We start from the raw sequence: 20,518 nt of genomic DNA on the forward strand, positions 1-20,518 counted from the left end.
ATGACACAACATGACAACGATCCCGCCTGGCCGGACCACAAACCGACCGCGCTGTTGGTGCTTGCCGACGGCACGGTGCTGGAAGGCTTTGGCCTCGGCGCCGAAGGTCAAGCCGTCGGTGAGGTCTGCTTCAACACCGCGATGACCGGCTATGAGGAGATCCTCACCGATCCCTCTTATGCCGGCCAGCTCATCACCTTCACGTTCCCGCATATCGGCAATGTCGGCACCAACGACGACGACATCGAGACGGTGAACATGGCCGCGACGCCCGGCGCGCGCGGCGTGATCCTGCGCACCGCGATCACCGATCCCTCGAACTACCGCGCCACCAAACACCTCGACCAGTGGCTGAAGGCGCGCGGCATCATCGGCCTTTCCGGCATCGACACCCGCGCACTGACCGCGCTGATCCGCGGCAAGGGCATGCCCAACGCCGTGATCGCGCACGCCAGGGACGGCGAGTTCGACCTGCACGGCCTGAAGGAAGAAGCGCGCGAATGGCCGGGGCTCGAGGGCATGGACCTCGTGCCGATGGTCACCTCCGGCCAGCGCTTCACCTGGGACGAGACGCCCTGGCTCTGGGACAAGGGCTTTGGCCGTCAGGACAAGCCTGAGTTCAACGTGGTCGCCATCGACTACGGCATCAAGCGCAACATTCTGCGCCTGCTCGCGGGCGTCGGCTGCAAGGTGACGGTGGTGCCGGCAACGACGTCATCCGAGGACATCCTTGCGATGAAGCCGGACGGCGTGTTCCTGTCGAACGGTCCCGGCGATCCGGCCGCGACCGGCAAATACGCCGTGCCCGTGATCCAGGACGTGATCAAGTCGGGCACGCCGACATTCGGAATTTGCCTCGGCCATCAGATGCTCGGCCTCGCCGTGGGCGCCAAGACGAAGAAGATGCACCAGGGCCATCACGGCGCCAATCATCCCGTCAAGGACGAGACCACCGGCAAGGTCGAGATCACCTCGATGAACCACGGCTTTGCGGTGGACGAGAGCACCTTGCCGACGGGCGCGACGCAGACTCACATCTCGCTGTTCGACGGCTCCAATTGCGGCATCCAGCTCGACGGCAAGCCGGTGTTCTCGGTGCAGTACCACCCCGAGGCTTCACCGGGTCCACGCGACTCGCACTATCTGTTCCAGCGATTTGCGGACCTGATGCGGCAGAACAAGAGCGCGTAAGGCGCGCGCTCTCCTGCGACTGCTTTGACGACATCGAGCCCGGGCCTTCTCCCGGGCTTTTGTCGTTCCGGGGCGTAGCGCAGCGCGAACCCGGAATGACAGCGGAACGAGGAACGCCGCTCAACTCCTATCGTTGATCACTGCTACGCTCACGCAGGAGCCCCTTATGTCCGTCGTCCGCGACAATGCCGAGCCGCTCGCCATCGTGTTTGAGGATGACGGGCTCGTGCCGAACAATATCCTTCCCTTCCTGGTCTACCAGGCCGCGGTGAAGCTTGATTCCAGACAGCCGGAAGAGACGATCGAACGCTTGTTCGAAGCGAACGGCTGGGGCGGCACGTGGCGCAATGGCGTCTTCGACTATCTGCATTATCATGCGACGGTGCACGAGGTGCTCGGCGTTGCGCGTGGCAGCGCGCGCGTCCGCTTCGGCGGCGACCATGGCCAGGAGCTGGAGATCAAGGCCGGCGACGTCGCGATCCTGCCCGCCGGCACAGGTCACCAACGCATCAAGGCGAGCGAGGATTTCTGCGTGATCGGCGCTTATCCGCCGGGTGCGAAGATGGAGGTCACCCGCGCAACGCCGGAGAACCACGCCAAGGCGCTGAAGACGATTCCAAACGTCGCGCTGCCGCCGGCCGATCCGGTGACGGGGAAGAATGGGGCGTTGATGCGGTTGTGGCGGTAGCTACAAATACGGTGCAGTAGGGTGGGCAAAGCGAAGCGTGCCCACCAAACAATTTGAACTGCGGATAGATGGTGGGCACGGCGCGCGAAGAGCGCGCCTTTGCCCACCCTACGACCTATCCTACGCCTCGTTCGCGCCTTCCTGTCTTGTGGCTTCGAACAGGAACCAGGTGCGGCGCTCGGTCTCGTCGATGAAGTTTTCGAGGATGCTGGCGCTGGCGACGTCACCGGCGTCGTCGCAGACCTCGTGTGCCTTGCGCATTGCCGCGGCGACATGCTTGTTGTCCTGCATCAGCTCGCGCAGCATCTCACGCGGCGGGACGTAGTCCTCGTTGTTGTCCTTGATAGTCTGGAGCTTGGCGACCTGGCCGATCGACTTCAGCGTCGTGCCGCCGATCTTGCGGACGCGCTCGGCGAGCTGGTCGGTGGTGGCGAAGATCTGGTCGGACTGCTCGTCCAGCAGCAGGTGATAGTCGCGGAAATGCCGGCCGCTGATGTGCCAATGGAAGTTCTTGGTCTTCAGATACAGCGCGAACGCGTCGGCCAAAAGCACGTTGAGTGCCTCCGAAACCTTGTTGACCGCCTGGGGCGACAGATCGGTGGGGGTGTCGAGGTCGGGCGAGACCTTTTGTGGGGCTTTGCTCACGGGAAACCTTCCTGTTAGGACGCGGACATTGACGGCGCGCCGCCGCACCCCTAACGCAGGCGGGCAGCGCCGGTTCCTGCAGCGGAACCGTTTGGCCGGGGCCCTCGACGACCATGGACGATTGGATCGATTATTACGACTCGACGCATACGATCTATGTCAGCAAGCTGCATCGCGACTTGCACTTTCAGATTATCGCGCGGGACATCATCGGCTACATCTCTTCGCCCGAGGCGACCGTGCTTGACTATGCCTGCGGCGAGGCACTGTCGGCGAGCCAGGTCGCGGCTGTCTGCGGCAAGCTGATCCTCGCCGAGCCCGCGCCCGGCGTGCGCGGCCGGCTGATCGCGCGGTTTGCCCCGAACACGAAAATCCGCGTCCGCTCGCTCGACGACGTCCACCACATGCAGGAGCAGTCGATCGATCTCGTCGTGATGAACTCGGTCGCGCAATACATGGCGCCGGACGAGCTCGACGCCGCGCTCCTCAACTTCCGCCGTATCCTGAAGCCCTCCGGCAAGCTGGTGCTCGGCGACATCCTCCAGCCCAATGTCGGCATGTTCAGGGACGTCACAGCGCTGCTCAGCTTCGGCCTTCGTCACGGCTTTTTGAAAGATGCGCTGATCGGGCTGATCAGCACCGCATTGTCGGATTACCGTCAGCTGCGCACGCGCATCGGGCTGCAGCGCTACAGTGAGCAGGAGATCACCGCCAGGCTCAGGACAGCCGGCTTCACGGTCCAGCGCGCTCACCGCAATATCGGCCACAATAGCTGGCGCATGACGTTCGTCGCGCGGCCGCCATTGGTTCGGTAAACCTCTCGGATTCGGTAAGCTTCCTGAGTTCGTTAAGCATAACGTCTGCCTGAGGTGGCTTGTCGCACCCCGATCAGTAATGATCGCCGCGGCCCGGTGGCGGAAGTGTCTACGCGAGGGCGATGCATCGCTCTTTATCCTGGTTCAAATCCAGGCCGGGTCTCCACGCTTCGCCTCTCTCGGGGCTACGCGTGGCGCAGCCACGCGAGACCCGAAGGGGCGAAGCGTGTCCGGCGTAGCTGGAGCGAAGCGCAAGCGAAGACGGACTGGCCGCCCAATCCTCAATCAGCCTCAACCACATCGCGCTCCGACAGCAGCCGCAGCCGGTCGGCATCCTTTGCCGCGGAGGTGATGACGGCATCGAGCAGGCCCGGAAAGCGTGCGTCCAGATCGTCGCGGCGGAGCCGCACGAATCGGTTGGTGCCGGCGACGCGGGTCTGCATCAGGCCGCATTCGCGTAGCTTGGCGAAGTGATAGGCGAGATTCGACTTGCCGCTGAGCGCGTTGAAGTCGCCGCAGCACAGCTCGCCGCTGACAGGTTCCTGCTGGGCGAGCTGATACACAATCGCCAATCTGATCGGATCGCTCAGGCAATCCAGGACCATCGGCAGTTCAATCTGCTCGCGGGTGGGGTGGGGTGGGGTGCGGCTCATGGTCTGAAGATCATAGCGAGATCGCCTCAATGTTCAATAGTTCTTGAACCAATTGACTCCTGGCTCGGCCCCACCGATAGTTCAATAATCGTTGAACATAGGAAATTCTCGGATGAGCGTATTCTGGTTAGCCTTGGCGGCCTTTGCGATCGGTACGGAAGGCTTTGTCATTGCAGGGCTTTTGCCGTCGATCGCAACTGACCTGGCGATTTCCGTCCCCGCCGCCGGCCAGTTGGTCACGGCCTACGCCCTCACCTACGCGGTCGGCTCGCCGATCCTGGCGGTGACTCTGAACAATATCGACCGCCGCACCGTGCTGGCTCTGGCGCTATCGACCTTCATCGCCGGAAACCTCGCGGCGATGGTTGCGTCGAATTACGCCTTGCTGCTGGCCTCGCGCATGTTGATGGCGCTGGGCTCCGGGCTGTGCATGCCGACCGCGCTCGCCGTATCCGTGGCCGTCGCCGCGCCTGAGCGACGCGGCCGTGCGGTGGCACTCGTCACCTCAGGCCTCACGGTTGCGACCGTGATCGGCGTTCCCCTCGGCAATCTCGTCGGCAGCCTGCTCGGCTGGCGTGCGACCTTTGCCATGGTCGCCCTGATCGGTGCCGTTGCGCTCGCCGGCCTCCTGCTCGGTCTGCCCCGCGGTCTGCCGCGCAACACGGCCTCGCTCGGCGAGCGGCTGGCTGTGGCGCGTCACCGCAATGTCCTGACGGCACTTCTGATCACGATTTTTTGGGCGCTCGGCGGCTTCACCGTGTTCACCTATTTCGCGGTCCCGCTGCGCGGCCTTGGATTCGATGCCTCGCAGATCAGCCTCGCACTGCTGGTGTTCGGCGGCGCCGCCGCGATCGGGAACATGCTCGGCGGCGTCCTGGCCGACCGGCTCGGCACGCTCGCCACAGCAGGTCTCGGGCTCGCGGGCATGGCCAGCGCGCTGATCCTGCATTCGCTGGTCCTGAAGCTGATGCCGGGACAGGCGCATTATGCGGTACTGGGCGCGATCTTCCTCTGGGGCATCTCGGGCTGGGCGTTCTACCCGGCCCAGGTCGCCAGCATCATCCGGATCGAGCCGCAGGCCTCGATGATCGCGCTCTCGCTCAACGCCTCGGCCATGTATCTCGGCTTTGCGATCGGCGGTGCCTTGGGCGGCGCCGTGCTTGCAGCGTGGAGCCCGGCCGATCTCGGCTGGGTCGGCGGATTGAGCGTTTCGGCGGCTCTTCTGGTGCATGTCGCCCGCGGCTGGCAGGCCCGGCCAAAACCGGTCAAAATTGCCGGTTGATGGGCGTTTTTCGGGGTTTCGCCGCCCCGAAAACTGTTCTAAGACCCACCCCGCGCGCGAGGGGGGACCACCGCGCTCTCGGCCAAAGGGACGCGCAGCAGGCGCGCCCTTTTTTTGTGCCCAAATTCCACTTCGGCGAGAGTTGATGCCCAAACGTACAGACATCACCACCATCCTGATCATCGGCGCCGGTCCCATCGTGATCGGCCAGGCCTGCGAGTTCGACTATTCGGGCACCCAGGCGGTGAAGACGCTGAAGGAAGAGGGCTATCGCATCGTCCTCGTCAATTCCAATCCGGCCACCATCATGACCGACCCGGAATTGGCCGATGCGACATATATCGAGCCGATCACGCCCGAGATCGTCGCGAAAATCATCGAGAAGGAACGTCACGTCATCCCCGGCGGCTTCGCGCTGCTGCCGACCATGGGCGGACAGACCGCGCTGAACTGCGCGCTATCGCTGCGCCAGCAAGGCACGCTCGACAAGTTCGACGTCGAGATGATCGGCGCCACCGCGGACGCGATCGACAAGGCCGAGGACCGCCAGCTGTTCCGCGAGGCCATGACGAAGATCGGGCTCGAGACGCCGAAGTCGCGGCTCGCCAACGCCTCCGCCCTGAAGAAGTCCTTCCGCGACAAGTACCAGGCCGAACGCGCAAAGGCCTCGGGCGCGGCGCTCGCAGAGCTCGAGCGGCAGTGGACGCTCGGCGAGAGCGACCGTCGCAAGCGCTACCAGGAATATGCGCTCGGCCAGGCGCTGATGGCGCTCTCCGAGATCGGCCTGCCCGCGATCATCCGCCCCTCCTTCACCATGGGCGGCACCGGCGGCGGCATTGCCTACAACAAGGAAGAGTTCCTCGACATCATCGAGCGCGGCCTGGATGCGTCTCCCACCAACGAAGTGCTGATCGAAGAATCCGTGCTCGGCTGGAAAGAGTACGAGATGGAGGTGGTGCGCGACAAAAAGGACAATTGCATCATCGTCTGCTCGATCGAGAACCTCGATCCGATGGGCGTGCACACCGGTGATTCCATCACGGTGGCGCCGGCGCTGACGCTGACCGACAAGGAATACCAGATCATGCGCGACGCCTCGCTGGCGGTGCTGCGCGAGATCGGCGTCGAGACCGGCGGCTCCAACGTGCAGTTCGGCGTCAATCCCGAAGACGGCCGCATGGTCGTCATCGAGATGAATCCGCGCGTGTCGCGTTCCTCCGCCCTGGCTTCGAAAGCCACCGGCTTTCCGATCGCAAAGGTCGCCGCCAAGCTTGCGGTCGGCTATACGCTCGACGAAATCGCCAATGACATCACCGGCGGCGCCACCCCGGCCTCGTTCGAGCCGACGATCGACTATGTCGTCACCAAGGTGCCGCGTTTCGCCTTCGAGAAATTCCCCGGCGCCTCCACCACGCTGACCACGTCGATGAAGTCGGTCGGCGAAGTCATGGCGATCGGCCGCACCTTCCAGGAAAGCCTTCAGAAGGCATTGCGCGGGCTCGAAACCGGTCTCACCGGCCTCGACGAGATCGAGATCGAAGGTCTCGGCCGCGACGACGACAAGAATGCGATCCGCGCTGCGCTCGGCACGCCGACACCGAACCGGCTGCTCCAGGTCGCGCAGGCGATGCGGCTCGGCTGGTCGGACGAGGAGATCTTCAATTCCTGCAAGATCGATCCGTGGTTCCTCAGCGAGATGCGCGGCATCGTCGATATGGAAGCGAAGGTCCGCAAGAACGGCCTGCCAGGCAACGCCTTCGGCATGCGCACGCTCAAGGCCATGGGCTTCTCCGATGCCCGGCTCGCGGTGATCGCGGAGACGACTGAGGCGGAAGTCACGGCGAAGCGCCACGCGCTCGGCGTTCGCCCGGTTTACAAGCGCATCGACACCTGCGCGGCCGAGTTCGCCTCGCCCACCGCCTACATGTACTCGACCTATGAGGCGCCGTTCGCGGGCACGCCTGCGGACGAGAGCTCGCCGTCCGACAAGAAGAAGGTCATCATCCTCGGCGGCGGACCGAACCGCATCGGCCAGGGCATCGAGTTCGACTATTGCTGCTGTCACGCCTGCTTCGCGCTGCACGACGCCGGCTACGAATCCATCATGGTCAACTGCAACCCGGAGACGGTGTCGACCGACTACGACACGGCCGACCGACTCTATTTCGAGCCGCTCACCGCCGAGGACGTGCTGGAGATCATCGCGAAGGAACGCACCAACGGCACGCTGCACGGCGTGATCGTGCAGTTCGGCGGCCAGACCCCGCTCAAGCTCGCGCGTGCGCTGGAAGCCGCCGAAGTGCCGATCCTCGGCACCTCGCCCGACGCCATCGACCTTGCGGAAGACCGCGACCGCTTCAAGCGGGTGCTCGACAAGCTGCGGCTGAAGCAGCCCAAGAACGGCATCGCCTATTCAGTCGAGCAAGCGCGCCTGGTCGCAACCGATCTCGGCCTGCCGCTGGTGGTGCGCCCGTCCTACGTGCTCGGCGGCCGCGCGATGCAAATCATCCGCGAGGAGAACCAGCTCAGCGATTACCTGCTCGGCACGCTGCCGGAGCTGGTGCCGGGCGACGTCAAGGCGCGCTACCCGAACGACAAGACCGGCCAGATCAACACCGTGCTCGGCAAGAACCCGCTGCTGTTCGACCGCTATCTATCCGATGCGACCGAGATCGACGTCGACTGCCTCTGCGACGGCAAGGACACCTTCATCGTCGGCATCATGGAGCACATCGAGGAAGCCGGCATCCATTCCGGCGACAGCGCCTGCTCGCTGCCGCCGCACTCGCTGGACGACAAGATGATCGAGGAGCTGGAGCGGCAGACCCGCGAGCTGGCGCTCGGCCTCGACGTGGTCGGCCTGATGAACGTGCAATACGCCATCAAGGACGGCGAGATCTACGTGCTCGAAGTCAATCCGCGCGCCTCGCGCACGGTGCCCTTTGTCGCCAAGGTGGTCGGCACGCCGGTTGCGAAGATCGCGGCGCGCATCATGGCCGGCGAGAAGCTTGCCGATTTCAAGCTGAAGAAGGCGAACTTCGAGCATGTCGGCGTGAAGGAATCGGTATTTCCGTTCGCCCGCTTCCCCGGCGTCGATACCGTGCTCGGCCCCGAGATGCGCTCGACCGGCGAGGTCATGGGCATCGACCGCTCGTTCGCGGTGGCGTTCGCCAAGAGCCAGCTCGGCGGCGGCACGCGGGTGCCGCGCAAGGGCACGGTGTTCGTCTCGGTTCGCGAGAGCGACAAGACGCGCATCACCGAGGCCGTTCGCGAGCTGCATTCGCTCGGCTTCAAGGTGCTGGCGACGTCGGGCACGGCCCGCTTCCTGACCGACCAGGGCATCCCGACCGAGAAGGTGAACAAGGTGCTGGAGGGCCGGCCGCACATCGTCGACGCCATTACCAATGGCGACGTCCAGCTCGTCTTCAACACCACCGAAGGCCCGCAGGCGCTCGCCGACAGCCGTTCTCTGCGGCGCGCGGCCCTCTTGCATAAAGTGCCGTATTACACCACTCTTTCCGGGGCCGTGGCGGCCGCGCAGGGCATCCGCGCCTATCTGGGCGGGGACCTTGAGGTTCGGACCCTGCAGAGCTACTTTTCGGAAACCTGATCGCGAGCGGGAGGCCCAATCTCCCGCTAAGTGATTGGCGATGAAGCCAATATGGCCGGAGGAACTGTCCGGCCATATGGTTGTTCTGTTCCGGCGCCAAGCCCATATGAACGTTCGGCGGCAAGCGCTTGAGCCCCCGGACAGACTGACGAATCAAGTTGCGTGCGCGCTGACATTTCAGGGCGCGCGCGACCGAAGGACGAGAGAAGAGATGGAAAAGGTACCGATGACAGCGGGCGGCTTTGCCGCGCTCGGGGAAGAACTGAAGAAGCGCCAGTCGGAGGACCGTCCGCGTATCATCGAGCATATCGCCGAGGCGCGCTCGCACGGAGACCTGTCGGAAAACGCGGAATACCACGCCGCGAAGGAAGAGCAGTCCCACAATGAAGGCCGCATCGCCGAGCTCGAGGACAAGCTGGCGCGCGCCGACATCATCGACATCTCAAAGCTGTCCGGCGACACCATCAAGTTCGGCGCGACCGTGACACTGGTCGACGAGGACACCGAGAAGAAGACGGTGTGGCAGATCGTCGGCGAGGTCGAGGCCGACGCCAAGAAGGGCCGCATCTCCATCACCTCGCCGCTCGCGCGCGCGCTGATCGGCAAGAAGAAGGGCTCAACCGTCGAGGTCAACGCACCCGGCGGCGCCAAGGCTTACGAGATCACCAAGGTCGAGTGGCGGTAGCGATTTGCCGTTGCGTTTGATTTGAAAAGGCCGCGCGATGCGCGGCCCTTTTTGTTGCTGCATGTTGCGGGGAATGTGAGGTGAAGCGCTCACTCAGCCCTCGTGTCCCGGACGCTCTGCAGCGCACCGCTGAAGAAGCGTTGCGCTGCGTCCGGGGCACGAGATCGCGCTACCTTCGTCCCCTCACGTCGAGCGGCACGGCCGCCTCGTATTTCGAATTGTGCAGCACCAGCGAGGTCCGCACGTTGCGGACGTGCGGAGCGGCGGTCAAATGGGTGACGAAATCCTGGAAGGTAGCCATGTCGGGGGCGACGCATTTCAGGATGAAATCGACTTCGCCCGACAGCATCCAGCACTCGCGCACCAGCGGCTCGGCGCGGACGAACTCCTCGAAGGCGCGCAAATCCGCCTCGGCCTGGCTGGAGAGGTGCACTGCCGCAAACACCGTGACGTCGAAGCCGAGCTTGCGTGCGTCCAGAAGCCCGCGATAGCCGTGGATATACCCCTCCTCTTCCAGCGCCCGGACTCGGCGCAGGCAGGGCGGTGGCGAAATGCCGACGCGCTTGGCCAGCTCGACATTCGTGATTCGACCGTCGGCCTGAATCTCGGTGAGAATCTTCAGGTCGATCTCGTCTAGGTTCCGCGACACGTGATTGGAACTCCTGGCCTTTGCGGCGGTATTGGTGGGTCTATCGCAATCCTCATAGCGCAGACGGCGCACTCGGCGCAATTTTATTGCGCGTGCAGCGCAATCGACTTTTGTTCCCTGTTGGAAAAATCCGCCGACAGGGAATGCAATTCTTGCATAGCTCACCAGAAGGCTTAGATTACCTCTGATATTTCAGCGCCTCCGCGAGGCCTCCCGGCACGTTCCGCGCCCGCGCTGCAGTCCCCCGTGAAAGGCATCTGTCGAAATGTCCGCCGCTGTCCATGCAAAGGTCGTCATCATCGGCTCCGGCCCTGCCGGCTACACGGCGGCGATCTATGCCGCGCGCGCGATGCTCGAGCCGATCCTGATCCAGGGCATCCAGGCGGGCGGCCAGCTCACCATCACCACCGACGTCGAGAACTATCCGGGTTTCGCCGACGTGATCCAGGGCCCCTGGCTGATGGAGCAGATGGAGAAGCAGGCGCTGCATGTGGGCACCCAGATCAAGACCGACCTGGTGACAAAGCTCGACACCTCGCAGCGACCTTTTCGCCTGACCTGCGATAGCGGTGACGTCTATCTCGCCGACACGGTGATCCTCGCCACCGGCGCCCAGGCGCGCTGGCTCGGGCTGCCGTCCGAAGCGAAATTCCAGGGCGGCGGCGTGTCGGCCTGCGCCACCTGCGACGGCTTCTTCTACCGCAACAAGGAAGTCGTGGTGGTCGGCGGCGGCAATACCGCGGTCGAGGAAGCCCTGTACCTCACCAACCATGCCTCGCAGGTCACCATCGTGCATCGCCGCGATCACTTCCGCGCCGAACGCATCCTGCAGGAGCGTCTGTTCAAGCACCCGAAGATCAAGGTGGTCTGGGACTCAGCTGTCGACGAAATCTGCGGCACCGAGAATCCGAACAAGGTCACCCATGTGCGACTGAAGAACGTCAAAACCGGCGCCTTGACCGACGTGCCGACCGACGGCGTCTTCGTCGCCATCGGGCATGCCCCTGCGACCGAACTCGTTGCCGGCCAGATCAAGTTGAAACCGTCGGGCTATGTCGAGGTCGCCCCGAACTCGACCGCCACCTCGGTCCCCGGCCTGTTCGCCGCCGGCGACGTCGCCGACGAGACCTATCGTCAAGCGGTCACCGCGGCCGGCCTCGGCTGCATGGCGGCGCTCGAGGCGGAACGATTTTTGGCCCTGCGCGCCAGCGAGCGCGCGGCAGCGGAATAGACATCATGGCAAGAACACGCGACGGATTTACGGATATGGACTGGGACAAGCTGAAGGTGTTTCACGCCGCAGCGGAAGCGGGCAGCTTCACGCACGCGGGCGAGCAGCTCGGCCTGTCGCAATCGGCGGTGTCACGCCAGGTCTCGGCACTGGAACAGGAGCTCTCGGTCTCGCTGTTCCACCGCCACGCTCGCGGCCTGATCCTCACCGAACAGGGCGACCTCCTGTTCCGCACCGCCCATGACGTGTTCATGCAGCTGCAGGCGGCGCGCGCGAAACTGACCGACAGCCGCGAGCGGCCGAGCGGCGATCTCAAGATCACCACCACGCCCGGCGTCGGCATCAACTGGCTGATCCCCAGGCTCGGCGAATTCACCGCGCTCTATCCGGAAATCCGGATCTCGCTGATCGTCACCGACGAGGAGCTCGATCTCTCGATGCGGGAGGCCGACGTCGCGATCCGCACCCGCAAGCCGACGCAGCCGGATCTCATCCAGCGCAAGCTGTTCGCGATGGGCTTCCACGCCTATTGCTCGCCCGATTACATCAAGCGCTTCGGCACGCCGCGCACGCTGGAGGAGCTCGACTCCCACCGCATCATCACGCTCTCCGACGGCAACTTCGCGCCGCATCTTCAGAACCGCAATTGGCTGGTCGAAGCGGGGCGCAACGGCTCGGGTCCGCGCGAAGCCTATTTCAGGGTCAACAACATTCTCGGCCTCGTCCGCGCGTGTCAGCAGGGCCTCGGCATCGCCGCGCTGCCGGACTATCTGATCGAAGAACAGAGCCGCCTCGTGCAGCTGTTCGGCGAATCGGATTCGATCCAGCTCGATACGTATTTTGTTTATCCGGAAGAGCTGAAGACGGTCGCGCGCGTGCAAGTGTTCCGCGACTTCGTGGTGAGCAAGGCGCAGCGCTGGCCGTCCTGATTTCCGCATGTCAGACATGCGGCTCGGACGCTTGATGCATGGCGCGAAGCTAGCCCATAATCTCTTCACGCTGAGCCTTCGCGTTGCGCATTTGTCCCCCTCCTCCAGTGGCGCGGGAGTTCAGTAATCCCTCTTGGAAGGTGATTGTGTCGGCCTCACGTGGCCAATACCTTAAGCCGGGCTCGATCGAGCCCGGCTTTTTTTTGGCGGATTCGGCCTTCGCCCTCCACGTGTATTGACAGTTCCATGCTTACCCCGCATCATTTGCGAATGATCACGAAGTCGTGCGCAATCTCATCGCAGGCAATCGCCTCGAAAAAAGGGCCCCATCTGGGGACCTCGGATTTTTGCGCGCGCTAACAGCCTTCGTCATCGCGAGCCGAACTTCGAAAGCCCCGCCGCCTGGACGGGGTTTTTTCATGTGCCCTCGTCTCAGGATCTTTCCCGAGAAGGAGATGGAACATGACCGGACTACAGGAACAATTGCACGGGCTCTGGCTGCCGCTGGTGACGCCGTTTCGCGACGGCGCCCTCGACGAGAGGTCGCTGCGCCGGCTGATACGGCATTACAGCGGACAGGCCGTCGACGGCTTCATCCTGGGAGCGACCTCCGGTGAAGGCATGACGCTGCGCCACGTCGAACTCGAACGCCTCGTCGCCATCGTGCGCGACGAGCTGGCCACCGGCCACAGCAAGATTCCGATCTGCCTCGGACTGTCAGGCGCCGATACCTCGCGGCTGAAGGAGCGTCTCGACGAGACCGCGGATTGGCCGATCGACGGTTATCTGATCGCGAGCCCGTATTATGTGCGGCCGTCGCAGCGCGGCCTGCTGGCGCATTTCGAAGCGCTCGCCGATCACGCCGCCTGGCCGCTCGCGCTCTACAACATCCCCTATCGCACCTCGGTCAACATCACCAACCAGACGCTGCTGCGGCTTGCCGGGCATCCGAACATCATCGGCCTGAAGGATTGCGGCGCGAGCCGCGAGCAATCCATCGCGCTGCTGCGCGACAGGCCCACGGGTTTCCGCGTGCTGACCGGCGAGGATGCGAATTATTTCGAGGCGCTCAGTGACGGCGCCGACGGCGGCATCGTGCTGTCAGCCCATCTCGAGACCGCGACGTTTGCGGCTGTCCATGCCGAGCTGAAGCGCGGCAACCATGATGTTGCGCTGGCGCGCTGGCAGGAGGTCGCGGACCTGACGCGCCTGTTGTTCACCGAGCCCAGTCCCGCGCCCGCAAAATACTGGCTGTGGCGCGCGGGTCTCATCGATAGCCCCGAAGTGCGCCTGCCGATGGTCGAGATCGGCAGCGAACTCGCCGTCCAGATCGATCGCGAGATCGAGCGGCGGATGCAAGTCGCGGCGTAGCTGATAGCCCCTCACCCCGCCCTCTCCCCGTAAGAACGAGGAGAGGGAGTGAGAGAGAGCGTGCCGTGGTTAACCACGCCCCAACGGCCTTCGCTGCTGCCGCATGGCGCTGCTACGGCTCGTTTACGCAATCGCGGCTACCGTCTTCATTCAAAGTCTTTTCAAATGGGGGAATGATCATGGGGCAACGCATCCGCCCGACGGCGGCAGACATGTTCGCGTCCGCCGATTTCTTGCGGGGAATTGTGGTGGTGTCGTCGTTCGGCTTCTGGGCGGTGATGCTCGGCCTGATGCCGGTGCTGGTGTTTCGAGTGTGGCTGGCGTGATGCCTGCGCAGACCCGGATGGTTAACCCGTGGTAGCACCTGTGTTCGAAAGCGCGCGAAACTGCGACCCGGAATTTTAAAACATCACGCGTAGCGTTCATGCCCATAAGCGAAGAAATCGCGGGGGCGTTTGTGAATAGTCATAACGAAGTGGCGTCGCATTACGACGCTGGACAGCAGGGCTTCACCACCGAGGACATTCTCTGGGCCGCCGGCATCTGGTCGGTGATCCTCACTTTGTCGCCGGTAATCGTGTTCTACATGCTGATGGTGGCCTAGCGGCAAAGTCATCTTCCCAAAAACGCAAAACGCGCGGATGTCCGCGCGTTTTTCGTCCGGGGAATGATTTATGAAAAATTATGCCGCCTGCTTGTGCATTGCGCCGGACGCCGACGCCGTGCCGCGAATAGCCTTTACCGAACGTTCGATCGCCGCCCACAGCCTTGCGATTTCCTGGGCCGCACGACTCTCGGCCTGATATTCCCGCGCGCCCTCGCCGTGGCTCAGCGCCATCAGCAGATCCGAACGGTTGGTGATCTGGCCGCCCCACACCGGAGCACGGAACTTCGCCAGTGCCTCGCGGGCAATGGTGACGATCGGGCTTTCGGACTCGTCGCGGCGCGCCGGCGCACCGTTGAGCACGACCGCGTAGGGCTTGCGCGCCGCACGGCACATCTGGATGGTTTCCTGCACCGCGTTGACGTCGAACACGCCGGGACGGGCGGGAATCACCACCATGGTGGCATTGCGGATGGCGTCGTCGACGACGGCCGACAGGTTTGGCGGCGTGTCGATCAACACCCATTCATAACCGTCGCGCTTGGCAGCGGAGACGATGCCGCTGACCGAGTTCACCGCGGACTTGATCGGCGGCTCGTTGGTGCCACGCAGCTTGTGCCACAGCGTGAGCGAGCCTTGCGGATCCGCATCGACGAGCAGGATCGGCTTGGTCGCCTTGATCTGCGCGGCGAGATGCGCGGCCAGCGTACTCTTGCCTGAGCCACCTTTACGCGATGCAAAAACAATAACGTTCATACCTCTGCCTCCAGATTGACCCCAGGCGGCGAAAATGAATCACCGCGGTGATTCGGGAAAGAAAAATTTATCATAAGTTATGTCGGCGCCATGAAATAACAAAGCGCGTTGGCTTTTGAGTCACACTGCTGCGTGCGACGACGGCTTCACGCCGGCAATCGTGCATTTATTGAGCAGTCCTGCGGGAAAAAATGGAATGCAACCTCGCCGCGCAAACCATTCCGTGACTCGTTTTCCATCCCGCCTTGTCGCAGGCGTCCGCACAGGAAGGCGAACAAAACGAGTCCGGTGGCTGGTGCGGGGCTGATGGCTGGGTCAGTTTGACTCAAGGGGACAGCGAACGAGGGCCGGACACGCAAATGCCCGGGACTTCAAACGCACTGCGCGCTGTGGCCCGGGCATGATCGAGTTTCAGAAAGGGAACGCGGTGCCCGCACTCAGCCTTCGCTGGATTTCTTCTTCTTGGCCGTCTTTGTGCTCTTCTTCGTGGGCTTAGGGGCGATGCTGGTCGGCTTGCCGGCACGGGGTGCGGCCGCCATGCCCGGCTCCGGCCCCGGCCGGAAGAACACCCGGCACTGCGGCGAGAGCTGCGACTTCTTCTGGATCATGCAGGCGGTGATAGCGTCGACGTTCGGAACGAACTCGCCGCACAGCCGCATCGCATCGGGGGTGCAGGCCTGCTGCTCCTCCTGGGAGTAGGCAAAGCCTTCACCCGGATGGATCAGGACGGCCAGGGCGATCCCCGTGATCGCAGCAGCCAAGGTCTTCTTGAAACGGAACGGCGGCATCGATCCCCCCAAATGTCGAGTCGGAGCGGATAGTGGGTGAACGGCGGTTCGTTGGCAACCGAGGCGAGATGCGAAAGCCGCGACGTGTGCGGTCTCGGCAACAGGGCCCCCCCTAAAACAAAAACGCGAAAACAACCCCATGCACAGTAGCCAAGTCCATGTACCGATTGAACTTTGTGAATCGCGTTTTGCGGATTTTACGAAATTGGATTTGACTCGTCGGGCAAAACAGGCGCATGATGCCATCATCACAGAACGTGCGTGGGGTGGTCGGCTTGTCTCCTGCGCTGGACAAAAGCGTGAGCGGGACGGAGACGATTGCATGGAGCAAAATGAGGCGGAGCTGCCGCTGTCGGGCGTGACGGTGGTCTCGCTCGAGCAGGCGATCGCGGCTCCTCTTGCCAGCCGGCATCTTGCGGATTGGGGCGCGCGGGTCATCAAGATCGAGCGGCCGGGCGATGGCGATTTCTGCCGCGACTACGATCACGTGATGAACGGGATGTCGAGCCAGTTCGTCTGGACCAACAGGTCGAAGGAGAGCCTCGCCATCGACATCAAGAGTCCTGAGGGCCAGAAAGTGCTCGAGGCCCTGCTGCCGCAGGCCGACGTCTTCATCCAGAACCTGGCGCCCGGCGCGGCGGAGCGGCTCGGTCTCGATGCCGCATCGCTGCTGCGGAAATTTCCCCGGATCATCGCCTGCGACGTGTCGGGCTATGGCGCGGGCGGTCCCTACAGCAACAAGAAGGCGTACGATCTCCTGGTGCAGTGCGAGGCCGGCGTCCTCGCCATCAACGGCACCGAGGCGGAGCCCGCCAAGGTCGGACTTTCCGTGGTCGATATCGCCACCGGCATGTACATCCTCAACGGCGTGCTGATGGCGCTGTATCGCCGCGAGCGCACCGGCAAGGGCACCGCGTTCCAGGCCTCGCTGTTCGATTCCATCACGGACTGGATGAGCTATCCCGCCTTCTACACGCAGAGTACGGGCCGGCCGCTGCCGCGAACCGGGGCCAAGCATGCGACGATAGCGCCGTATGGCCCTTTCCGCGTCGGCGACGGCAACACGATCTTCTTCGGCATCCAGAACGACCGGGAATGGCGATCGCTGTGCGCCATCGTGCTTGGCGATGCGGCATTCGCCGACCACCCCCGCTTCCGCACCAATCCGCTGCGGATGCAGAACAGGGACGATCTGCAGGTCCATATCGAGCAGCGGTTTGCAGCGATGAGCAGTGACGAGGTGCTGCGGCTGCTCGACGAGGCCTCGATCGCCAACGCGCATCTGAATTCGGTCGAGGCGTTCCTGGAGCACGAGCAGCTCCGCTCCCGCGCCCGGGTGCAAACGGTGGGCTCTCCCTGCGGACCGGTGATGAGCTTCCTGCCGGCTCTCACCATTCCCGGCCTGTCGCCGCGGATGGATCCGGTGCCTGACGTCGGGCAGCACAACCCATCCATCCTCAGCGAGCTCGGTCTCGCAAAGGAGACATGACGATGGCGCCTCAGCGGCCGACGCGGGTCTACCTGGCTGTTCCCGCACATCGCTCCCGTCTCGTCGCCAAAGCTGCTGCCTCGGCCGCGGACGCGGTGTTCATGGATCTCGAGGACGCGGTGCCGCCATCCGAGAAGAGCGCGGCGCTGGAGGAAGCGGCGCGGGCGCTGTCCGCGCTGGATTGGGGCAACAAGGTCGTCGCCGTCAGGCTCAACGCCGTCGACAGCCCCTTCATCGCGCAGGAAATCCGCAAGCTCGCAGCACTCCCCCGGCTGGATTCGGTGATCGTGCCGAAGGCGGAGCGCGCGAGCGACATCGCCGCCATTGCCGATCAGCTGCGCACGGCCGCGCCTGATCGCGCCTCGCCTGTTAAGCTCGAACTGCTGATCGAGACCGCGCTGGGTCTCGTCAATGTCGACACGCTCGCCGCCGCGCACGACAGCGTCGCCGCCCTTCATCTCGGCGTCGGGGATTTCGCTGCCTCGATCGGCGCCCGCTCCTCGGAAATCGGCGCGTCGCCGGACGGCTACCGGCACGTCGGCTCCGCCCAGAGCGGCTATGCCTCCGCTCCGCTCGACCTGTTCGCCTATCCGATGATGCGCCTGCTGGTGGCCGCGCGCGCGTTCGGCCTGCGTGCCATCGACGGTCCGTGCGGCGCGTTCCGGGATAGCAAATTGACTGAAAGCAGCGCGCTCAAGGCCGCCGCGATGGGTTTCGACGGCAAGCAGGTGATCCATCCCGACCAGATCGAACCGACGCTGCGGGCGTTCGTCCCGTCCGACACCGAGCTCGCGCACGCGCGGCGGGTGGTCGAGGCCATGGAGCAGGCCGAGGCGCAGGGCCAGGGCGCGGTGACCCTCGACGGCAAGATGATCGACTATGCCAATGTCCGCATGGCGCGCCGGATCATCGAGATGGGGTCGTAGCGGCGCATGGCCACCATGCTGATCGTCGCGCCGGTGTTTGCGCTGATCGCGGCCGGCTATGCCGCGGTGCTGTTTCGCTTCGTCTCCGAAACCGCGCACAAGGGCATCAGCGAATTCGCCTTCAGCATCGCGATCCCCGCGCTGCTGTTCCGCACCATCGTCGTCTCGGAATTTTCCGGCGTCAGCCCGTGGCGGATGTGGGGCGCCTATTACGGCGCGCTCGCGCTGACCTGGGTCGCGGCACTCGTGCTCTCGGCGCTGCTGCGGCAGCGGCGCGAGGACCGCGAGGACGGCGTCGTGTTCGCGATCGGCTCGGTCTACGGCAACATCGTGATGCTCGGCATTCCCCTGACGCTGTCGGCGCTGGGCAACGAGGCGGCAGGACCGATGGCGCTGATCCTGTCGGTGAACACGCCGCTGCTCTGGCTTTGCGGCACGCTGCAGATGGAGCTGGTCGACCGCAAGCAGACCGCCTCGGCCGCCTCGCTGATCCTGCCGGTGCTGCTGGATCTCGCCCGCAACCCGATCATGCTGGCGATCGGCATTGGCCTGCTCTGGCGCCTCACCGGCCTCGGGCTCCATCCCGTCGTCGACCGGACCGTCGAGCTGCTGGCGCAGGCGGGCTCGCCGGCGGCGCTGATCGCGCTCGGCATCAATTTGTTTCGGTTTGAGGTCAAGGGCGAGAAGCTCGGCATCCTCGCCATGAGTGCGCTCAAGCTGCTGGCGATGCCGGCGGCCGCCTTCGTGCTGGCAAAGCTGCTCGACCTGCCGCCGCTCGCGGCCGGCGTGGTCGTGCTGTTCGCGGCGATGCCGACCGGCGCGAATGCGTACATCTTCGCGGTTCAGTATCAGCGGCTGGTGAACCCGGTGTCGGGAGCCGTGGCGCTGGGCACGCTGCTGGCGGCGGTGACGCTGCCGGTGGTGGTGTGGGTGGTGAGATAGGTCGACTTGCAAGCCCACCCAGCTCGTGGCCACAACGAGCAATTCGCTGCACTGCAATCACCACGTCGCTTCAAGGTAGCAGCCGGCGCATTGGATCCCGGCCCAAGACGTGCGCAGGCTCCGCCTCGCAATTTGAGCTTTTCGTAACAACCACAGGATGATACATTAAGACATTTCTACGGGCAAATTGACTCACTCATTTCAGGAGCCCACGATATGGGTATCAAAGAGATCATTGATAGCATCGGCACGATATTCCGGCTCGTCACCGATTCATCCTCCAGCGCGTTTCTTTCAGCAGTCGGGCTTTCCCTTCTCGTGGCAGCAATCGGCCTTACTTACAAAGCAGCAACATCCAAGCCTGATGAATTTCCTTTATCGATGAAGATCATTCTCTATTTCTCGTTGATAGGCGGCATGATCTTTTCCGCGGCGGGCCCAAGTGTCGCGCTGCTCAATGTTGTCACCATTCCCAGAATGTCGACCGACCGGGCGTTCAAGAATCTCGAGGACAACGCCGAAGTCAAAAAGGTCGTCCGCCTGATCGCCTATGATCCTGCAGGAGAGCCCGGCCTCGCGCTCGACCGCCTAACCAAGCTGGGGCCTTCCGATCAGCTCTATTCGTTTGTTGCAAGCTATGACGAACTGGTCGGCTCGCGGATGCGCTGGCCAAGGTCGGGCAAAGCAAGAAAAGCATCAAACGAGTATCAGCCATTATATTCCCGCTGAACACAGCGCTATTCCCGGCCAGCTCGCGGGGCCTCCTACAAGTGATAAAGGAGATCGAGGATCGCAGGGAGATACAGACGCAGCTCACCAAGAAGCTCCTGGACGGTACGAATGCGCTGAACACCAACGAGCTGCAGGACCTCGCAATCACCAGCATTCCGTCGTTCAAACTGGATCACTTCTCCGACAAGTATCCACATTACTGCGCTTTAACCTACGAGTTTGCTTGCAAAAACTCAACTTACTCTGCGCACGCTTTCGTTGGCAGCATTTCGCGTGATTGGCATCCACTTGGATTTGCACAAATCTCGAATGAAGACCGCTGTGGTCTGCCTTCCGCAAAATACTGTGAATACACCAACTGGGATACGGCAAGACAAGAGTACCGCAACAAGTTTGGAACACGTGCGTTTCTGATCCGAAATCTCGAAATCAATAAAATACCGGGCCGCGTAATGATTGATTTTGATCGACCGTACGAGCAGGTGCTCCCTGACATCGGGAAGGACTAGCGAAACGTCGTTCCGGTAAGAGT

21 protein-coding genes are annotated in these 20,518 nt (G+C 63.4%); 16 read left to right on the forward strand and 5 right to left on the reverse strand.

Going from position 1 to position 20,518, the window contains the following annotated elements; all coding sequences use genetic code 11:
- Together carA and AC0L3S_RS07125 are read left to right on the forward strand one after the other, a co-directional pair.
- Positions 1 to 1,191 (forward strand): glutamine-hydrolyzing carbamoyl-phosphate synthase small subunit, encoded by a 1,191-nt coding sequence (gene carA, locus AC0L3S_RS07120; protein ID WP_473278556.1) that lies wholly within the window; start codon positions 1 to 3, stop codon positions 1,189 to 1,191.
- A 166-nt stretch (positions 1,192 to 1,357) separates the two neighbouring features.
- The gene (locus AC0L3S_RS07125; protein WP_473278557.1) at positions 1,358 to 1,879 is read left to right on the forward strand and encodes a hypothetical protein; all 522 of its coding nucleotides are present in this window, start codon (positions 1,358 to 1,360) and stop codon (positions 1,877 to 1,879) included.
- A 120-nt stretch (positions 1,880 to 1,999) separates the two neighbouring features.
- On the opposite strand, the gene AC0L3S_RS07130 is transcribed toward AC0L3S_RS07125, so the two are convergent.
- Complete coding sequence (locus AC0L3S_RS07130) at positions 2,000 to 2,524, reverse strand: Dps family protein (RefSeq protein ID WP_473262657.1); 525 nt, start codon at positions 2,522 to 2,524, stop codon at positions 2,000 to 2,002.
- Positions 2,525 to 2,637: 113 nt separating this feature from the next.
- Between AC0L3S_RS07130 and AC0L3S_RS07135 the strand changes: the two genes are divergently transcribed.
- Positions 2,638 to 3,339: a class I SAM-dependent methyltransferase gene (locus tag AC0L3S_RS07135; RefSeq protein WP_473278558.1), complete on the forward strand. Its 702-nt coding sequence runs from the start codon at positions 2,638 to 2,640 to the stop codon at positions 3,337 to 3,339.
- 281 nt (positions 3,340 to 3,620) lie between these two features.
- Here AC0L3S_RS07135 and AC0L3S_RS07140 read toward each other — a convergent pair whose 3' ends face one another.
- Positions 3,621 to 3,992: an ArsR/SmtB family transcription factor gene (locus AC0L3S_RS07140; RefSeq protein ID WP_473278559.1), complete on the reverse strand. Its 372-nt coding sequence runs from the start codon at positions 3,990 to 3,992 to the stop codon at positions 3,621 to 3,623.
- 112 nt (positions 3,993 to 4,104) lie between these two features.
- Here AC0L3S_RS07140 and AC0L3S_RS07145 point away from each other — a divergent pair, with 112 nt between their 5' ends.
- From AC0L3S_RS07145 to greA, 3 genes are all read left to right on the forward strand, one after another.
- Positions 4,105 to 5,274: an MFS transporter gene (locus AC0L3S_RS07145; protein ID WP_473278561.1), complete on the forward strand. Its 1,170-nt coding sequence runs from the start codon at positions 4,105 to 4,107 to the stop codon at positions 5,272 to 5,274.
- 145 nt (positions 5,275 to 5,419) lie between these two features.
- Positions 5,420 to 8,884, forward strand: coding sequence for a carbamoyl-phosphate synthase large subunit (carB, locus tag AC0L3S_RS07150; protein ID WP_473262652.1), 3,465 nt, complete (start codon positions 5,420 to 5,422; stop codon positions 8,882 to 8,884).
- Positions 8,885 to 9,095: 211 nt separating this feature from the next.
- A complete protein-coding gene (greA, locus tag AC0L3S_RS07155; protein WP_007596674.1) occupies positions 9,096 to 9,569 on the forward strand; it encodes a transcription elongation factor GreA in 474 nt (157 codons plus the stop codon).
- Positions 9,570 to 9,738: 169 nt separating this feature from the next.
- Here greA and AC0L3S_RS07160 read toward each other — a convergent pair whose 3' ends face one another.
- Positions 9,739 to 10,218, reverse strand: a complete 480-nt coding sequence (locus tag AC0L3S_RS07160; protein ID WP_007596676.1) for an Lrp/AsnC family transcriptional regulator — start codon at positions 10,216 to 10,218, stop codon at positions 9,739 to 9,741.
- Between the two features lie 265 nt (positions 10,219 to 10,483).
- Between AC0L3S_RS07160 and trxB the strand changes: the two genes are divergently transcribed.
- From trxB to AC0L3S_RS07185, 5 genes are all read left to right on the forward strand, one after another.
- Complete coding sequence (gene trxB, locus AC0L3S_RS07165; protein ID WP_007596678.1) at positions 10,484 to 11,449, forward strand: thioredoxin-disulfide reductase; 966 nt, start codon at positions 10,484 to 10,486, stop codon at positions 11,447 to 11,449.
- Between the two features lie 5 nt (positions 11,450 to 11,454).
- Positions 11,455 to 12,378 carry a LysR family transcriptional regulator gene (locus AC0L3S_RS07170; protein ID WP_007614700.1) on the forward strand — a complete coding sequence of 308 codons (924 nt, stop codon included), beginning with the start codon at positions 11,455 to 11,457 and terminating at the stop codon, positions 12,376 to 12,378.
- A 462-nt stretch (positions 12,379 to 12,840) separates the two neighbouring features.
- A complete protein-coding gene (locus AC0L3S_RS07175; protein WP_473278562.1) occupies positions 12,841 to 13,749 on the forward strand; it encodes a 4-hydroxy-tetrahydrodipicolinate synthase family protein in 909 nt (302 codons plus the stop codon).
- A 179-nt stretch (positions 13,750 to 13,928) separates the two neighbouring features.
- A complete protein-coding gene (locus tag AC0L3S_RS07180; RefSeq protein ID WP_166517545.1) occupies positions 13,929 to 14,075 on the forward strand; it encodes a hypothetical protein in 147 nt (48 codons plus the stop codon).
- Between the two features lie 98 nt (positions 14,076 to 14,173).
- Entirely contained in the window at positions 14,174 to 14,353 is a 180-nt protein-coding gene (locus tag AC0L3S_RS07185; RefSeq protein ID WP_027565323.1) for a hypothetical protein, read from the forward strand.
- A gap of 78 nt (positions 14,354 to 14,431) precedes the next feature.
- Here the strand turns inward: AC0L3S_RS07185 and AC0L3S_RS07190 are convergent, their stop codons facing one another.
- Both AC0L3S_RS07190 and AC0L3S_RS07195 read right to left on the reverse strand, forming a co-directional pair.
- Positions 14,432 to 15,109 carry a ParA family protein gene (locus AC0L3S_RS07190; RefSeq protein ID WP_007596685.1) on the reverse strand — a complete coding sequence of 226 codons (678 nt, stop codon included), beginning with the start codon at positions 15,107 to 15,109 and terminating at the stop codon, positions 14,432 to 14,434.
- 437 nt (positions 15,110 to 15,546) lie between these two features.
- Positions 15,547 to 15,897 (reverse strand): hypothetical protein, encoded by a 351-nt coding sequence (locus AC0L3S_RS07195; protein WP_473278563.1) that lies wholly within the window; start codon positions 15,895 to 15,897, stop codon positions 15,547 to 15,549.
- A 322-nt stretch (positions 15,898 to 16,219) separates the two neighbouring features.
- Here AC0L3S_RS07195 and AC0L3S_RS07200 point away from each other — a divergent pair, with 322 nt between their 5' ends.
- The 5 genes from AC0L3S_RS07200 to AC0L3S_RS07220 all read left to right on the forward strand — a co-directional run bounded on the left by AC0L3S_RS07200 (position 16,220) and on the right by AC0L3S_RS07220 (position 20,495).
- Complete coding sequence (locus AC0L3S_RS07200; protein ID WP_473278564.1) at positions 16,220 to 17,386, forward strand: CaiB/BaiF CoA transferase family protein; 1,167 nt, start codon at positions 16,220 to 16,222, stop codon at positions 17,384 to 17,386.
- A 2-nt stretch (positions 17,387 to 17,388) separates the two neighbouring features.
- A complete protein-coding gene (locus AC0L3S_RS07205) occupies positions 17,389 to 18,312 on the forward strand; it encodes an HpcH/HpaI aldolase/citrate lyase family protein (protein WP_473278565.1) in 924 nt (307 codons plus the stop codon).
- Positions 18,313 to 18,318: 6 nt separating this feature from the next.
- Positions 18,319 to 19,254 (forward strand): AEC family transporter, encoded by a 936-nt coding sequence (locus AC0L3S_RS07210; protein WP_473278566.1) that lies wholly within the window; start codon positions 18,319 to 18,321, stop codon positions 19,252 to 19,254.
- Between the two features lie 216 nt (positions 19,255 to 19,470).
- Positions 19,471 to 19,983 carry a hypothetical protein gene (locus AC0L3S_RS07215; protein WP_473278567.1) on the forward strand — a complete coding sequence of 171 codons (513 nt, stop codon included), beginning with the start codon at positions 19,471 to 19,473 and terminating at the stop codon, positions 19,981 to 19,983.
- Positions 19,984 to 20,024: 41 nt separating this feature from the next.
- Positions 20,025 to 20,495, forward strand: coding sequence for a hypothetical protein (locus AC0L3S_RS07220; RefSeq protein WP_473278568.1), 471 nt, complete (start codon positions 20,025 to 20,027; stop codon positions 20,493 to 20,495).
- Positions 20,496 to 20,518: the final 23 nt, after the last annotated feature.

It is taken from the genome of Bradyrhizobium sp. Ken01, from assembly GCF_055807355.1.

Excerpts from the sequence above, each read along its gene's own strand:
- carA (WP_473278556.1), top strand. The coding sequence starts at position 1 with ATGACACAACATGACAACGATCCCGCCTGGCCGGACCACAAACCGACC.
- AC0L3S_RS07125 (WP_473278557.1), top strand. The coding sequence starts at position 1,358 with ATGTCCGTCGTCCGCGACAATGCCGAGCCGCTCGCCATCGTGTTTGAG.
- AC0L3S_RS07135 (WP_473278558.1), top strand. The coding sequence starts at position 2,638 with ATGGACGATTGGATCGATTATTACGACTCGACGCATACGATCTATGTC.
- AC0L3S_RS07140 (WP_473278559.1), bottom strand. The coding sequence starts at position 3,992 with ATGAGCCGCACCCCACCCCACCCCACCCGCGAGCAGATTGAACTGCCG.
- AC0L3S_RS07145 (WP_473278561.1), top strand. The coding sequence starts at position 4,105 with ATGAGCGTATTCTGGTTAGCCTTGGCGGCCTTTGCGATCGGTACGGAA.
- carB (WP_473262652.1), top strand. The coding sequence starts at position 5,420 with ATGCCCAAACGTACAGACATCACCACCATCCTGATCATCGGCGCCGGT.
- greA (WP_007596674.1), top strand. The coding sequence starts at position 9,096 with ATGGAAAAGGTACCGATGACAGCGGGCGGCTTTGCCGCGCTCGGGGAA.
- trxB (WP_007596678.1), top strand. The coding sequence starts at position 10,484 with ATGTCCGCCGCTGTCCATGCAAAGGTCGTCATCATCGGCTCCGGCCCT.
- AC0L3S_RS07170 (WP_007614700.1), top strand. The coding sequence starts at position 11,455 with ATGGCAAGAACACGCGACGGATTTACGGATATGGACTGGGACAAGCTG.
- AC0L3S_RS07175 (WP_473278562.1), top strand. The coding sequence starts at position 12,841 with ATGACCGGACTACAGGAACAATTGCACGGGCTCTGGCTGCCGCTGGTG.
- AC0L3S_RS07180 (WP_166517545.1), top strand. The coding sequence starts at position 13,929 with ATGGGGCAACGCATCCGCCCGACGGCGGCAGACATGTTCGCGTCCGCC.
- AC0L3S_RS07185 (WP_027565323.1), top strand. The coding sequence starts at position 14,174 with ATGCCCATAAGCGAAGAAATCGCGGGGGCGTTTGTGAATAGTCATAAC.
- AC0L3S_RS07190 (WP_007596685.1), bottom strand. The coding sequence starts at position 15,109 with ATGAACGTTATTGTTTTTGCATCGCGTAAAGGTGGCTCAGGCAAGAGT.
- AC0L3S_RS07195 (WP_473278563.1), bottom strand. The coding sequence starts at position 15,897 with ATGCCGCCGTTCCGTTTCAAGAAGACCTTGGCTGCTGCGATCACGGGG.
- AC0L3S_RS07200 (WP_473278564.1), top strand. The coding sequence starts at position 16,220 with ATGGAGCAAAATGAGGCGGAGCTGCCGCTGTCGGGCGTGACGGTGGTC.
- AC0L3S_RS07205 (WP_473278565.1), top strand. The coding sequence starts at position 17,389 with ATGGCGCCTCAGCGGCCGACGCGGGTCTACCTGGCTGTTCCCGCACAT.
- AC0L3S_RS07210 (WP_473278566.1), top strand. The coding sequence starts at position 18,319 with ATGGCCACCATGCTGATCGTCGCGCCGGTGTTTGCGCTGATCGCGGCC.
- AC0L3S_RS07215 (WP_473278567.1), top strand. The coding sequence starts at position 19,471 with ATGGGTATCAAAGAGATCATTGATAGCATCGGCACGATATTCCGGCTC.